Genomic DNA, 15074 nt, shown 5'->3' with positions numbered 1-15074 from the left:
AGATTAATTTATGGATAAGTCATTACAAAAAATGAATCTGCAGTTATTTGCAGAGGAAAATTTAACTGTAACAGGAGATTTAGCCAAGGTACAATCTATTGATTTTGCTAATAGATTTGGAGAAAACATTACAAAACTATTAGAAGCTTTAGGTGTTACAAGAAAAATACCAATGGCATCTGGTATGGTTATTAAAACTTATAAAGCTGTAAAAAATGTTAAAAAAGATAAAGTAGGAGAAGGTGAAGTAATACCATTATCTAAGGTTGAAACTAAACCTGATAAAACTTATGAAATTGAACTTAAGAAATTTAGAAAGGCGGTATCCGGAGAGGCTATTCAAAGACATGGTTTTGACCAAGCTGTTGCCGAAACTGATGAATTATTATTAAAAGAAATTCAAAAAGATATTAGAGCTGATTTATTTACTTTCTTAGCTACTGGAACTGGCAGAGCTGAAGGAGTAGGACTTCAGGCAGCATTAGCTCAAGCATGGGGTCAAGTTCAAACATTATTCGAAGATGATGCAGTAAATACTATAGCATTTGTTAATCCTTTAGATGTAGCTAATTATAATGGCGATGCTAAGCTAACTATACAAAAAGAATTCGGGTTAACATTTGTAGAAGGATTTACAGATGTAACTGTTATCACTAATACTTCAGTTCCTAAAGGGAAAATATATGCAACTGCACCAGAAAACGTGGTATTTGCTTATATCCCTGTTACTGGTTCTGAATTAGGGAAAACATTTAATTTAACTTCAGATGAAACAGGATATATCGGCATTACACACAACAATGTAAATAATAACGTTACTGTTGAAACTTTAGCATTAAGTGGAGCAACTTTATTTGCTGAAAGGCTTGATGGTGTAGTTGTAGTAGGCATTAAAGAACCAGAAGCTCCACCCATTGAAGGATAAAATTGAATACTAAAGGTGTGATTTAATTGGAAATATTAGATAGAGTGTTAGCTCGTTTACCTGGTGAAGATAACCAGGCAGATGAGCCTTTCTTAAAGGAATCTATAAGGCTTGTAGAAGATAGGTTAAACTTAAGACTAAATACTGATAAATTACCTGATAAATTTGAAAGTATTTTAGTTGACGCAGTAATTAAGATTTGGAGAAGAAGATATCATGAAGGTATTGAAACTGAAAAAATAGATACTATTAATACTAAATTTGTAGACAATATCCTGGAAGAGTATGAAAAAGAGATTCAAGCTTATCTATACAATAAAGAAAAAGATAGTTTTAAAAATGTGGTGAGGTTTATATGAGGTATTTTGAAGCAGATTTGATTAAGAAGATCCCTACAGACAATAAAGATGAACTAGGTAATAAAATATTTGGTTATATACCTATTCATGTAAAAGAGTGTAGAACAACAGAATGGACTGCTGATGATGTAAATATTTATGGTAGAGATATTACATCTGGTTCAAGAAAGATACTTGTAAAACCTTTAAATGAGCCTTTAAAAGATATAGTTAAAATATCTATAGATAATAATGAATATGATATTTTAAGCAAAAAAGACCTGGGCAGATGGATATTATTTGTAGTAAAGGGATTTAGAATATGAAATTAACATTGCAATTTAAAGGGACTGAAGAGTTATCAAGAAAATTACTACAAAAGAATAGTACTGCATGGAAAAATGTAGCGAATAAGAGTTTAGCTGAAATGCATAACAGGGGAGCTCATCCACCTGGAACTCCAGTTGACAGTGGTGAACTAAGATTATCAAGGAAAACGACTAAAGCAAACCCTGGTAAAAGTTTTTCTGGCCAATTTGGTTATACAAAAGATTATGGTCCACATGTAGAGTATGGGCATAGAACACGTGGTGGTGGCTATGTGCAAGGGCAGTATTATTTAAGAAATAATGTTGAAGCTCAAAGAAAGATTTATAGAAATGATTTACTGACTGAATTGAGGAGATAAAATGTTAAAAAAATTAAGTTTCATAGATTTTTATAAAGCAATACAAGAAAAAATTGAAAGTAAAACAGGACTTAGGTGTTATGATGATATCTCACAAGATGCACCAAGCCCTTTTTATTATGCTGAAATTGTGGGATTAAGGCCAGAAAATACTAAGACGATGTATGTTGATGTATTTACAGTGTTCGTACATGCCATAGCGGAGCCTGGAGGTAGCTCAATTGGAATATATAAGCTTATCCAGGAACTAGAGGAGGCAATGACTGAAAGAATAGACATAGGTGAGGAATATTGGATATTAGAACAAACTAGTCAGGGCCTTCAACGAATTCAAACAGATGAAACAAATGAAAAACATGCAATATTAGCATATGAATTTAAAATATGCTATGGATTTAAAATTAAATAGGAGGTAGTAATTAATGGCAAATTTTGAAGATAATTTATATTGTGATTTTGACTCTACCGCAACAAAGGCATTGGCTGGTAAAGATATATTACTAGCTGTATTTAATGCTGATGGATCTAAATTATTAGCAGTTAGTGGACAACAAGGGTTAACAATAAACAGATCTGCAGATTCAATAGAAGTATCATCTAAAGACACAAAAGGTGGTTGGAAATCAAAAATTGTGGGAATGAAAGAGTGGTCAATTGATAATGATGGGCTTTATGTACCTAGTGATGAAACACATAAATTACTGGGAAAGGCATTTGAAGAAAGCAAGCCTGTTTGTATAAAAGTAATAAATGCTAGAGAAAAAGAGGGAATGTTTGGTGGATTAGCATATGTATCTGATTATTCCTTAGAAGCACCTTATGATGATGCAATGACATATAGTATTGCACTTGAAGGCAATGGAGCACTAGTTGATTTATCAGATAAAGATGCTAATCAAATGCCTGGTGATGATAGTAGAGTAGAAGATTAATTAGGAGGCGAAATAGATGATTGAAGTAAATGGAAAAACATATGAATTAAAATATAATATTAGGACAATTGAGCAAATAGAGGCAGTTACAAAAGAATCTCTAGTTGCAAGCGTAAGAAAGACTGAAGGCTTCTTATCAATTCAAGAGTTAAAAATATACTTTGGTTTTGCTCTATTCAATGATAGTGGAAATAGAGTAAGCCCCCAACAAGGAATGGATGTTGCTGAATCATTAATAAAAACAGAAGGATATATGAAAGTTAATCAAATGGTTATGGGAGCAATTGAAAAAGATTGCCCTTTTTTATTCCAAGTAGACTAGTTGAATTTGAGTACCTAGGCGGTAATGGTGAGAGAGATTTAGAATATGAAGAATTAGCGAAGGACTATCAAGATGAGATAGACTTCGCTTTTTTTGTAGTCAATTTTAACTATTCAAAAGATGAATATTTGGCTCTAACTCCTAAAGAAAAACTATTCATCATGAAAGCCTGGGAAACAAAACTAGTCTCAGATACAACACATTTTAGAAATGCAACTCTTAATGCAGTAAATAATGCTTTAAGAAAGAAAAACAAGAAATTTATTGAGTTATGGAAGAAAAAACAAAAGAAATTAGATAAAGATTTTGCAGAGTTTAGTATGGATTCTGTAATAAAAACTGAAGAAAAAGAAGGCAAATCATGGGTGGATAAAATCTATCGAGCTAATGGTATGACAACACCTAAAAAGAAAGGAGGTAGATAATGGCTGACTATATTCTAAGTGCAAAAATCACTGGAGATTCTAAGAGTTTTGAAGATGCATTTGAAAGGTCCCAAAATAAAATTAAAAACTTCAATGGAAAAGTTGACGGTATGGGAACTAAAATATCTGATGGCGGCAAAAAGATGCAAGGATTTGGAACTAAGACAATGTTAGCTACTGCTCCCTTGACTATTTTTGCTAAGAAAAGTATTGACACTGGTAGAGCTTTCGGTGCATCAATGAGTAAAGTACAAGCTTTATCAGGTGCAACTGGAAGCGAGTTAAACGAGCTAGAAAAGTCTGCAAGAGAAATGGGAGCCACAACTAGATATAGTGCAAGTGAGGCAGCTGATGCATTAGGATATATGGCTTTAGCAGGCTGGGATACTACTCAGATGATGGATGGACTACCTCATGTTTTGGGATTAGCTACAGCGGGCCAATTAGAACTTGCTACAGCTTCAGATATTGTAACTGATATGATGTCAATGTTTAGTTTAGACGCAAAAGATGCAGCTATAGCTACTGATGTTTTTGCATATGCTCAAGCTAATGCTAACTATGATGTAGAGCAGTTGGCAGATGCTTTAAGATATGCAGGTCCAGCAGCTGCAGCTGCTGGGCATGATATTCAACAGACTTCGGCAGTATTGGGTATGTTTGCGAATCAAGGTATTAAAGGATCTAAAGCAGGTACAACTTTAAATGCAATGTATCGTGATTTACAGAAGAACGCTAAAAATGGTGCTGTTGCAATTGGAGGCACTTCAGTAGCTATTTATGATGCTCAAGGAAAAATGAGGTCTATGTCAGATATTATGGTTGATGTGGAAAAAGCAACAAAAGGGATGACGGATGAACAGAAAAACGCAGCCTTATCAAGTATCTTTCAGCAAGAATCACTTAAGGGTGTTAACTTACTCCTTAATGAAGGTTCTGGTGAATTAAAGAATTTTGAAAAAGAGCTCTATAATTCAAAAGGTGCTACTGAAGAAATGTCTAAGACTATGGATGATAACTTAGATGGTAGCTTTAAAAACTTAAATAGTGCTGTTGAAGAACTACAACTAAGGTTTTTCGAAACAGCAGAAGGACCCATGCGTAAATTTGTTGACAAAATTACTGGTTTAATAATTGAATTAGGGAAACTAGACGATTCAACCTTACAAACCATTGTAGCTATAGCAGGCATTGCGATAGCGATAGGCCCTGCCATGTGGGCATTAGGAATTATGACAGATGGGGTAGGTAAATTAATATCCATGGGAGCTAAACTTGGTGGAGCTTTATTAAGTCCTGTAGGATTAATTAGTTCCGCATTTGTTGGACTAGCTTATGTACTCATAAATGCATTAGTACCAGGGGATAGCTTCCTAGAAAAAATGAAAAACTTAGGGGCGTATATCGCTGAAATGGCTAGTGGAATTATCCCACACTTAAAAGATGCATTTAGTCAAGTCATATCAGTAGTTACAAATTTAGCCACTTCGATAGGTTCATTTTTGAGTCCAACTTTTGAGATAATAAAATCTTCATTCATGGATTTAGCAGTATCAGCCTTACCTTTTGTTGTTAATGGTTTTATGATGCTTGTTAATGTAGCGGTCACTGTAGCTCAAGCTATTATGAATATAGCAAGTATAGTATTACCTGTATTAATTGGTATATTTAATGAATTAGTACCAATAATTTCTTCAATCATAGGGATAATTTTTGATATAGGAACTCAACTAACACCTTTAATATCTACTTTAATGTCAGCATTAATACCTACGATAACAACAGTAATAAGCACCGTAATGAATATTGTGCAGACTGTAGCACCGGGGGTAGTAGCAATTTTAAATGTAATTATTGCAGTAATTAAAGCTATGATTCCAATTATTATGAGTATTATTACGGTTGTAGTTAATGTTGTATCAGTAGTTATATCAACGATACAGCCTATTGTGGCTTTTGTAGGTATGATAATTAATTCGGTAATGGCCATAATAATACCTATTGTTGTATTTGTAGCCAATACTATGGCCAGTGTAATATCAGTTATAACACCAATTATTGCAGCTGTAACTGGTATATTTACAACGGTCCATACAATAATTACTGGAGTATTTATTAGTATTAATACATTTATAGCGGGAGTCATAAATAGAATAAGTTCTGTTATAGGCACTTTATCATCAACAGTAAGCAGTGTATTTAATAAGATATATAGCATAGTATCAAGCATTATGAACAGAGTATCATCAGTTACAACAGGAGTATTTGCGGCAATTAGGAATGCCTGGACAGGGTTAACAGGCTTTGTCAATGGAGTGTTTAGCGGCATAGGTAATGCTGTAAGTAATTTAGTTAATCAGGTTAAAGGATTTGTAAATGGTGTTACAGGAGGAATTAACGCAGCAATTGGGATAATTAATAAGATACCTGGGGTTAACATATCACGAATTCCACAACTTTATAGGGGGACTGATGATTGGCCAGGTGGATTTGCTAGGATGAATGAAGGAGGTCGTGGTGAATTAACTTATTTACCAAATGGTTCAATAGTAATACCTCATGATATTTCAATGAAATATGCTAAAGAATCGGCCAGAGTAAATAATCAGTTTGATAGTGATGTTCAAAATATTGGCGGCAATCAATATATTAAAGTTGAAATGAAAGATGCTAACATTTATGATACCAGGGATACTGAAGAGATAGGCAAGGATTTAGCAGAGCAAATTTCCAGAGAGGTGGTTTTTGGATAATGAATAGTTGTGACTATGTAACTAATGATGTATTTATCATATTAGATAAATTTAGTACACTAAAGGACAATATAAGAGTATTAGAACTAGGCAAGAAAGAGCCTAGTTCTTTAAAATATCAAAAATCAGAAGCTTATGGCCAAGATGGATTTACTAAAGTGTCTGAAGATGCTTATGCAGGTTTTGAAAGAACTAGTAGGCTATTAATTAATTCTAAAGACTCATACAACAGATTTATGAATGAATTTTATGTAGGAAAAGAAATTAAAGTAATGTATTCAGATGATAATAATAAATATAGATACGGTCTTATATCAAAAATTGAAGATGATATTATCGTTGGTGATAATAGAGAGATAACAATTACTATTGATTTGCAACCCTTTAAATATCGAAATTCTAATGATATTATTATTGAAAACAAAGAAACAATAATTAATCCTGGAAATGTATATACATTTCCTCGAATTAAGGTATTTGGAAGTGGTAAAGGTAAGATTTATATCAATAATCAAACAATGGAATTAGATGTTGATGAGTATTTAATTATTGACTGTAAAGAGATAGATATATTCGATAAAAATGGATTAAGAGCTAATTCAAGAAGGTTATCAGGTAACTTTTTTAGAATTAATCCAGGAGAAAATATAATTAATTTTGATGGGAACATAAATAAGTTAGAACTTTATATAGGATGGAGGTGGAGATAATGATTGAATATTTTTCACCAGGTACTACGGTATTTAAAGGTGGTACATTACTTTCGAAAGCTTTTGATGCTAAAATCACTCATGAAAGAAATGGTAAATTTGATTTAGAGTTTAAATATCCATTAGTAGATGATAAATATAAAGATTTTAAAAAATCAACTATATTTTATGCAGATGTACCATATATGAAAAAGCAAGCATTTTATTTATCAAAAATCAAGAAAATGAAAGGGTATGTTGAAGTGTATGCTAAACATATCTTTTTTTTATTGGATAAAAACATTACAAAAGATATTAAAAGTTCAAATGTAATAGGAAGTACTATATTAGAAAGATTCAATAATTCATTACAGATACCTCATAATTATACTTTTTCAAGTAATATAACAGAATCCCATATGTTTAATGCTCCAGGATACCAAAATGCTATGAGTGTATTAGCCGAAGGCAAGCATAGTATACTTGGCCAATGGGGCGGAGTTTTAGTTATGGATAACTTTGACATAAAACTTCAAAAAAGGTTTGGGCGAGATACAGAGTTTTTAGTTGCTAAAAGAAAAAATATTAATGATCTTGAAATTGATGAAGATAGCGAAGACGTAGTTACTAGGTTATTCTTAACTAGAGAACTTGAAGATGATGAAGGTAATAATGGAGTTATTACTGCAATAGTGGATAGTCCTCTAATTGATGAATATTCAGGAATTTATGGAGATGCTAGAGAAGTACAGGATGAAAAAGTAACTAATAAAGAAGAATTAATTAAATATGGTGAAGATATATTCAGGTTACAAAGAATTGATTTGCCTGATGAAAGCTTTAGTATAGATGTAACTGATGATGTTAAGGAGTATGAATTTACAATTGATGACACAGCTTTGATTTATTATGAAGATTATGACATTTACAAAAGAGTCATGGTTACTTCATATACTTATGATCCTATAGCTAATAAATATTTAAAAGTTAATTTTGGAGATAAGCCACGCACAATGTTACAAGCTACTTCAGAAAAAGTGTCAGATTCAATAGAGAAAGATATTAAACCAAGTTTTGATTATATAAATTCAATGATTAAAGATATTACTGAGCAAATTAAAGATCCAGATGGTGGAGTTATTATAACTAAAAAAGATAACTTAGGCAGACCTATGGAATTATTAATTACTGATAATCTTGATTTAGAAAAAGCTAAAAATATTTGGAGATGGAATATAAATGGATTAGGTCATTCTAGCAATGGTATAAATGGAGATTTTAACATTGGTATAACTCAAGATGGACATATAGTCGGCGACTTTATCACGACAGGAGTTTTAAATGCAGGATTAATTAAGGCTGGAGTTTTCCAAAGTTTAGATGGAACTGTGTATTTTGACATGGAAAAAGGGACTGTTAGAGTAGGAGGAGAGTCAGGAGCTATAATACTTACAAATGATTTTATTAAAGCTATGCATAAAGATAATTCATATTCAAAGTTTTCTTATGATGGTTTTGAAAGATATGATGCAGGAACTAAACATTCCTATCATTATATGACTAAAATTATTAAATTTTCAGCTGGAGCAGATGGCCAAGCTCCTACAAATAAATGGATATCGTTAGGTCCTGAATTTAATAATAAAAATTGGTCTGTTGCATTGTCTATTTCAGATAGTATGCAAGCTTCTTCAAATGAAGCAACTATCCACAGGATAGTTTTAACACAAGGTCATGATTCTAATAATAGGCCAGTTCAGCCACGATTCCGCAACGGAGAATGGGAGTACCCTGTAATGGGATATAAGACTAACTATAATTGTAAAAATAACTCTAGAAGATATGGTCCTGTCGCAGGAATAATGATAGTTACAGCATAGGGAGGTGATAATATGATGGATAATAAAATGACTTTATTCTATTCTAAACGAACTGGTGAAATAAAAAATTATCAGACTGGTATATCGGATATGGGGTTTTATGGAGATGATGAAGAAGATTTTAGCAAGATTTGGGATTACATTGTTGTAGATAGAGATGATTATGTACTTGATAATGTAGAGCAATTTAAGGTAGTAAATGAAAAAATAAAGTTAAAAGAAACTGTAGACTTAAATAAATATTTATAATCCTGGAGGTGATAATTTGGATTTAAAAGACTTAGGATTGCAGAGACTAAAGCTAAATATCAATGATGATATAATAGAAGCTATTGTAGGAAAAGAGGGAGACCATAAAAGTAGGGGATTGGAGATACAAATTCTAAAAAATGATGTAGTAACAGATACTACGGGTATAGAATTAGACTTTTATGCAAAACCGGCAGATGGAAAAACTTATATGGTTAGAGCAAAAGAAACAAATATAAAACAAGGGAAATATGAGATAGTCTATCCAAGTGTTATTTTACAACCTGGTAAAGTAGAATCTGAAATCGTGCTAACAAAAGGAGAACAAGTTATATCTACAAAGAAGTTTGATTTATTAGTAGAGGATACAATAGCAACAGATGATATTGTAGAAAAATCAGATGAAAGACCTTTGCTAGCTATCTTAGTAGAAGCGGCTAAAAATGAGAAGTCAAGAATAGAAGCAGAGAATAAGCGAGTTGTAGCAGAAGGTAAAAGAGCTGAAACAGAAAATAAAAGAGAACAAAATGAATCCCAAAGAAAGTCTGCTGAATCTCAAAGGCAAAAGAATGAGGAAGAAAGAAAGTCTAATGAAGTACAAAGACAATCAAATGAAAGTATTAGACAATCCCAAGAAAGTAGTAGAATATCAGCAGAAAACGCCAGAAAGTTAAGTGAGGAAAGCCGTAAAACCGTAGAAAATACTAGGCAATCAAATGAAAGTAAAAGGATTGCATCAGAAAGTGAAAGGGTGAAAAATGAAGATGCTAGAAAGGCAAATGAAAATACTAGGATAGCTAATGAAAAGAAGAGAGAACAGAACCGTAAAATAGTTGAAAGCTGGATTGCCAATCCTTCGCAATTCAACGGTAAAGATTTAGAATTCCATTGGAATAGTACTAAATTAGGTGTAAGGTTGAAAGGTGATAGTGAATATCAGTATGTAGATTTAAGAGGGCAGAAAGGTAATCCTGGAGATATTGGAAACTTAACTGCAGAGCATATTATAGAAGCTTTGAACTATCGACCTGCTAGTGCAAAAGAATTTATTTATCTTAAAAATGATATTCGAATGATTGATGAGGATATAACAGATATAATAGGTAATGTTTCTAACAACAACAGATCCATATCTGCTCATATTGGAAACAAAGATATTCACATCACAAAAGCAGAAAAAGACCAAATAGAGAGAAATAAAGACACTATTGTTAATAATAAAAGTGAGATAAATTCTCTCAAATTAGAACTTTGGTCACACAAAGATGGACCATACCACATAGTTGAAAGCGGAAAGAACTCTAATGGGAGTTATATTAAGTTTTCAGATGGGACAGCAATAGGATATATACCTACTTTTGAATTAAACTATGAACATGAAAAAACACTATCAAAATACTGGATATTTCCTGTTTCTTTTATTGAAATACCACTTATTCAAGCTACTTCAAAGATTACAAATGTTAATGCTAGGGGTAGACATACAATTATCCTCTTTTATGAGTCTAATGAACAAGTTAAAATTTATGCACATTCAAAAGAAGCAGATACTTTTAAAAACTCTGAAACTAAGGTAAGTGCGTTTGCAATAGGGAGGTGGAAATAATGAAAATATTTCTTTCACCTCAAAGATCAGATAGAAAGATAGAATATAAATTTGAAAAAGAAAAAATAACAGTAACAACAGATAATATGAGTGATACATTTGACTTTTCTTCTATGCCTGATGGAATTATGTATGAAGTAGAAACAATATTAGATATAAATCCTATTATCAGTGCTAAAAGATTAGAAGGTGTTTTATATGTTGAACTATTAAATTTCATTGATGAAAATGCAACAGAAGAAGAAAAGTTTCCAAATTGGCAGGAGGTGTAAATTAAATATGGCTAAAATAAAGTGGAAAACTAAAGAGGAAATGGATCAGGAAAAAGAAAAAAATGCTAATCCTCAGCAAATCATGTCAAAACAAATTGCAGATTTAGCTATAGATAATAAAAAGAAAGACATGCTTATACAAAATTTAGCTAAAACAGTGAGTGAATTAAATATTAAAGTTCAACAATTAGGAGGTAATGCTTAATGTTTGATTTTTATAATTTATTCTACAACATGAATTACTTGAGTAAAGAAGATGTCTATGAAGCTGCTAGATGGGGTTGTATAACTAAAGAAGAGTATAAAAAAATAACTAAAGAAGATTATTTAGAGCCTTAAAGGGCTTATTTTTTATATTTATTATCATTTAACTTGGAGGTAGAAAATGAATGACGACTGTAAAGATTGCATTTATATAAAGAATGTAGAAACAAGGCTTACTAAAGTTGAAGGAGTAGTAGAAGGATTACAGAAAGATGTAACAGAAACAAAACTAGATTTTACAGCAAATAATGAGCAAATGAAAAACATGACTTCTACACTTGAAAAACTAGAAGTAAAAATAGATAGACTAGATAATAAAATTGATAAGTTAGAATCTAAACCGGCTCAAAACTGGGAGAATTTAATAAAGACAATAATCACAGTGATTGCTACAGCGGCAGTCACTTATTTTATTTCTAAGTGAAAGGAGGTGATTTTATATGAATGAATTTATGACAGCCGAAACTCTTGCAACTTTTGCAGGATTAGTAGCCGCAGTAAGTATAGTAGTCCAATTCACAAAAAGTATTATAAAGAAGAATTTTGGTGATCAAGTAGTAAGAATATATGCTTTCATAATTGCATTAATTCTTACTTTTATTTTTGCTAAAAGTGGACAAGGCATAGAAGGCATAGTTTTAACAGTAATAAATGCTATATTAGTGAGTTTAACCTCAATGGGTGCTTATGAGATTGTAGCCGATCCATATGCAGAAAAAGAAAAAGCTAATTTAAACTAACTTAAAAGGAGAGGATTTATAATGAATAAACTTATAGCTGTAGATAATGGACATGGTATCAATACACCAGGAAAGAGAACACCAAAAATGTCAAATGGTAGAGTAATAAAAGAGTGGGAATTTAATTATCCAACTGCTAAGAAATTAGGCGAAGTATTAAGATATAATGGATTTAGAGTTCTATACGTAAGTGATACTGAAGAAGATACACCTTTAAATACAAGGACAAGCAGAGCTAATAATGCTAATGCAGACTTATTTATATCTATACACTATAATGCTTTTCAAAGCGTGTGGGGAAGTCATGGAGGAATAGAAACTTTATATCATCCAAGCTCAAGTAATGGTAAGAAATTAGCTAGTCTAATGCAAAATGAATTAATAAAAGAAACTGGATTAAGAAATAGAGGGATTAAAGAAAGACCAAATCTTGCAGTGCTAAAAAACACCAGGATGCCATCCACTTTAGCTGAATGTGGATTCATGGATAATCTAGAAGAAGCTAATTTAATGCTTGATAAAAATTATCAATGGAAATGTGCTAAGGCAATTGCCAAAGGTGTTTGTAAATATTTTGGAGTAACATATAAAGACTTAGGAACAGAAACTACGCCACCTACTTCAGGAGGAAATGATACATCTACTATATTAAAAATAGGCAGTAGAGGAACAGAAGTAAGATATTTACAAATGAACCTTAACGGTTTAGGATACAAAGGGGTATCTATAGATGGAATCTATGGTGCAGGCACAGCAGATGCAGTAAGAAGATTTCAAGCAGCTTATGGACTATCTGCTGATGGAATAGCAGGGCCTAATACACTAAATAAAATGGATTCTATAATAAGAGGATTACAAAGCAATTTAAATAAACTAGGCTACAATGTAGGAAGTATTGATGGAGTCTTTGGTAATAGTACTAAAAATGCAGTAATAGCTTTTCAAAGAGATAATGGACTTACAGCAGATGGAATACCAGGGAAGAATACTTTTGCTAAGATAGAAGAAGTTATAAAAAATAAAGATTCAGATAAAAACAGATTATACAGAGTTCAAGTAGGGGCATTTGGTGTAAGAGACAATGCCCAAAAGTTAGTTGATGAATTAAGATGTAAAGGTTATGATGCTATAATAGTGCAAGATGGAGGGCTTTATAAAGTTCAAACTGGTGCATTTAGTAAGAGAGAAAATGCGGACAACCTAGTTGCACAATTAAAGAAAGATGGATTTGAAGCTATAGTGATATAATTTATGACCTGGTTTAATTACCAGGTCTTTTTTTATTTAAGAAAGAACCAAAATAGTTTTAAATTATACTTGACCTACGTCAAGTAGTTTGATATAATATAATTAAAGGAGGTGAGAGAGTGGGTAAGAAAAAAGAAAAAGAAAAGGAACTTAATTTAATACTAGCAACAGCCATAATCAACTTGATAATTGCCCTTATCGGATTGATTGAGAAGTTGCTAGATATTAAATAAGTTCCAATTAGAGGGGAGAAGTCCCCTCTCCCTTAAATATATTTTATAATATCTTACCCATTAAATCAAATGAATATAATTATATTATTATTATTAATTAGCTCTATCCTAAATACAATATCGGCATTTGTAAATACTAATCTTATATTTAAAATTATAAACTTAGGAATATCTATAATAACCTTTATACTTGCACAGAAAAAATATAGGGGGAATTAAATTATGTCATATAATTTTGAAACTAAAAAAGAGTTAATTGATTATATTTCTAGTGAAGTTTTGACTACTTCAGAAGCAGTAAAACTATTAAGTTGTTCTAGACAGTATATTAATCAATTAGTTAAAGAGAAAAAACTACTTCCAATTAAAAAAGCTGGCAACACTACTTTGTTTTTAAAATCTGATTTATTAAAGATTAAATCTTAGGCTCTAGAAATCAATCTAGAGCCTTTTTCTTATTTTAGCTAAACTTGCACAAAACCGACCTTCTATTCTCCTTGTATATGATTTATTTTAACCCTACAATACAATTACATTCTAATTATATTAAAGCTTGATACAAGCTAAATATAGGCTTATTAAGATAATTGCTCATGTTTTTTAGTATGTTTATCCTTTTTGTTGTATTTACACAGAACGTATGTTCTGATATAATTATGGTGGGAGATGATGCTTATGTTAAAACCACCAATTACACGATTAGGCGGAAAATCAAGATTGAGAAAACAAATTATAGAAATGATTCCTGAACATACTTGTTATGTTGAATTATTTTTTGGAGCTGGATGGGTTTATTTTGGAAAGGAAAAAAGCAAAGTTGAAGTCATAAATGATATTGATAAAGAATTAATAAATCTATTTAGAATGATGAAATATCATGCACCAGAAATTGAAAGGATGTTAGAGTATGAATTTTCTGGAAGAGATATATTTGAAGAATACAAGAATTATACTATAGACTATTTAACAGAAATTCATAGAGCAGTAAGGTTTTTATATTTAATATCTCAAAGTTTTGCTGGAAAAGGAAATCATTATGGCTATGGAACTAATACTAGGCCATGTCCACAAATTTTTTATAAAAATGTATTAGGAGATATAAAAGAAAGACTTAGAAATACTTATGTAGAAAATCTTTCCTTTGAGAAGATTATAGAAAAATATGATAGGGATTATACTTTTTTCTTTTGCGATCCTCCTTATTTTGAAACTGCAGGATATGGTTTTGAATTTGGAGAAAAAGAACATTTATTATTAAGGGATAAGTTAAAAAATATTAAAGGCAAATTTTTATTAACTATTAATGATCATGAAAAAACTAGAGGATGGTATAAAGATTTTAATTTTAGAAATGTTGAAGTTGGATATTCAGTTTCAAATGGGAATAGTGGAAGAAGAAAATATAAAGAATTGATTATAACTAATTATTAAAAAAAGACTAGCTAATGTAATGCTAGTCTTTTAATCTCTTAAAAATATAAGTTTGTGCGAATAGTAATGGTGCCGAAGG

Annotated in this window: 21 protein-coding genes; all 21 read left to right on the top strand. The window is 31.3% G+C overall.

Annotation, left to right across the window (positions count from 1 at the left end; genetic code table 11):
• Nucleotides 1–10: 10 nt before the first annotated feature.
• Entirely contained in the window at nt 11–925 is a 915-nt protein-coding gene (locus NSA23_RS15425) for a hypothetical protein (protein WP_042678509.1), read from the top strand.
• A 26-nt stretch (nt 926–951) separates the two neighbouring features.
• A complete protein-coding gene (locus NSA23_RS15420) occupies nt 952–1284 on the top strand; it encodes a phage head-tail connector protein (RefSeq protein ID WP_042678510.1) in 333 nt (110 codons plus the stop codon).
• Nucleotides 1281–1589 carry a hypothetical protein gene (locus tag NSA23_RS15415; protein WP_042678511.1) on the top strand — a complete coding sequence of 103 codons (309 nt, stop codon included), beginning with the start codon at nt 1281–1283 and terminating at the stop codon, nt 1587–1589. The genes NSA23_RS15420 and NSA23_RS15415 overlap by 4 nt, the downstream gene beginning before the upstream one ends.
• The gene (locus tag NSA23_RS15410) at nt 1586–1951 is read left to right on the top strand and encodes a hypothetical protein (RefSeq protein WP_042678512.1); all 366 of its coding nucleotides are present in this window, start codon (nt 1586–1588) and stop codon (nt 1949–1951) included. Before NSA23_RS15415 ends, NSA23_RS15410 begins: the two co-directional genes overlap by 4 nt.
• A 1-nt stretch (nt 1952) precedes the next feature.
• Nucleotides 1953–2360, top strand: coding sequence for a DUF5072 family protein (locus NSA23_RS15405; RefSeq protein ID WP_042678514.1), 408 nt, complete (start codon nt 1953–1955; stop codon nt 2358–2360).
• A gap of 13 nt (nt 2361–2373) precedes the next feature.
• Nucleotides 2374–2883 carry a phage major tail protein, TP901-1 family gene (locus NSA23_RS15400; protein WP_042678515.1) on the top strand — a complete coding sequence of 170 codons (510 nt, stop codon included), beginning with the start codon at nt 2374–2376 and terminating at the stop codon, nt 2881–2883.
• Between the two features lie 16 nt (nt 2884–2899).
• Nucleotides 2900–3205: a hypothetical protein gene (locus NSA23_RS15395; RefSeq protein WP_042678516.1), complete on the top strand. Its 306-nt coding sequence runs from the start codon at nt 2900–2902 to the stop codon at nt 3203–3205.
• Nucleotides 3178–3630 carry a hypothetical protein gene (locus tag NSA23_RS15390; RefSeq protein ID WP_187116610.1) on the top strand — a complete coding sequence of 151 codons (453 nt, stop codon included), beginning with the start codon at nt 3178–3180 and terminating at the stop codon, nt 3628–3630. The genes NSA23_RS15395 and NSA23_RS15390 overlap by 28 nt, the downstream gene beginning before the upstream one ends.
• The gene (locus NSA23_RS15385; RefSeq protein ID WP_257490743.1) at nt 3630–6383 is read left to right on the top strand and encodes a phage tail tape measure protein; all 2754 of its coding nucleotides are present in this window, start codon (nt 3630–3632) and stop codon (nt 6381–6383) included. Before NSA23_RS15390 ends, NSA23_RS15385 begins: the two co-directional genes overlap by 1 nt.
• On the top strand, nt 6383–7093 hold the full coding sequence (locus tag NSA23_RS15380) for a hypothetical protein (RefSeq protein WP_042678517.1): 711 nt from the start codon (nt 6383–6385) through the stop codon (nt 7091–7093). Before NSA23_RS15385 ends, NSA23_RS15380 begins: the two co-directional genes overlap by 1 nt.
• The gene (locus NSA23_RS15375) at nt 7093–8952 is read left to right on the top strand and encodes a phage tail spike protein (protein WP_257490742.1); all 1860 of its coding nucleotides are present in this window, start codon (nt 7093–7095) and stop codon (nt 8950–8952) included. The genes NSA23_RS15380 and NSA23_RS15375 overlap by 1 nt, the downstream gene beginning before the upstream one ends.
• Nucleotides 8953–8964: 12 nt before the next feature.
• The gene (locus NSA23_RS15370) at nt 8965–9201 is read left to right on the top strand and encodes a hypothetical protein (RefSeq protein WP_042678519.1); all 237 of its coding nucleotides are present in this window, start codon (nt 8965–8967) and stop codon (nt 9199–9201) included.
• 16 nt (nt 9202–9217) lie between these two features.
• Entirely contained in the window at nt 9218–10807 is a 1590-nt protein-coding gene (locus NSA23_RS15365; RefSeq protein ID WP_050069663.1) for a BppU family phage baseplate upper protein, read from the top strand.
• Nucleotides 10807–11079: a hypothetical protein gene (locus NSA23_RS15360; RefSeq protein WP_042678520.1), complete on the top strand. Its 273-nt coding sequence runs from the start codon at nt 10807–10809 to the stop codon at nt 11077–11079. Before NSA23_RS15365 ends, NSA23_RS15360 begins: the two co-directional genes overlap by 1 nt.
• Nucleotides 11080–11086: 7 nt before the next feature.
• Nucleotides 11087–11284, top strand: a complete 198-nt coding sequence (locus NSA23_RS15355; protein ID WP_042678521.1) for a hypothetical protein — start codon at nt 11087–11089, stop codon at nt 11282–11284.
• Entirely contained in the window at nt 11284–11418 is a 135-nt protein-coding gene (locus tag NSA23_RS15350; protein ID WP_081915126.1) for an XkdX family protein, read from the top strand. Before NSA23_RS15355 ends, NSA23_RS15350 begins: the two co-directional genes overlap by 1 nt.
• A 46-nt stretch (nt 11419–11464) precedes the next feature.
• A complete protein-coding gene (locus NSA23_RS15345) occupies nt 11465–11767 on the top strand; it encodes a hypothetical protein (RefSeq protein ID WP_042678522.1) in 303 nt (100 codons plus the stop codon).
• 16 nt (nt 11768–11783) lie between these two features.
• Entirely contained in the window at nt 11784–12083 is a 300-nt protein-coding gene (locus NSA23_RS15340; RefSeq protein ID WP_042678523.1) for a hypothetical protein, read from the top strand.
• 21 nt (nt 12084–12104) lie between these two features.
• Nucleotides 12105–13331, top strand: coding sequence for an N-acetylmuramoyl-L-alanine amidase (locus tag NSA23_RS15335; protein ID WP_050069664.1), 1227 nt, complete (start codon nt 12105–12107; stop codon nt 13329–13331).
• A 455-nt stretch (nt 13332–13786) separates the two neighbouring features.
• Nucleotides 13787–13990, top strand: a complete 204-nt coding sequence (locus NSA23_RS15330) for a helix-turn-helix domain-containing protein (RefSeq protein ID WP_042678524.1) — start codon at nt 13787–13789, stop codon at nt 13988–13990.
• Nucleotides 13991–14239: 249 nt separating this feature from the next.
• Nucleotides 14240–14995, top strand: a complete 756-nt coding sequence (locus NSA23_RS15325; RefSeq protein WP_042678535.1) for a DNA adenine methylase — start codon at nt 14240–14242, stop codon at nt 14993–14995.
• The last annotated feature ends 79 nt before the right edge of the window (nt 14996–15074 follow it).

Origin of the sequence: Anaerosalibacter massiliensis (assembly GCF_024623155.1) — a bacterium.
Lineage (GTDB): Bacteria > Bacillota > Clostridia > Tissierellales > Sporanaerobacteraceae > Anaerosalibacter > Anaerosalibacter massiliensis.
Note: the sequence above shows the minus strand (reverse complement) of the source record. Positions and strands in the feature narration are given on the sequence as shown.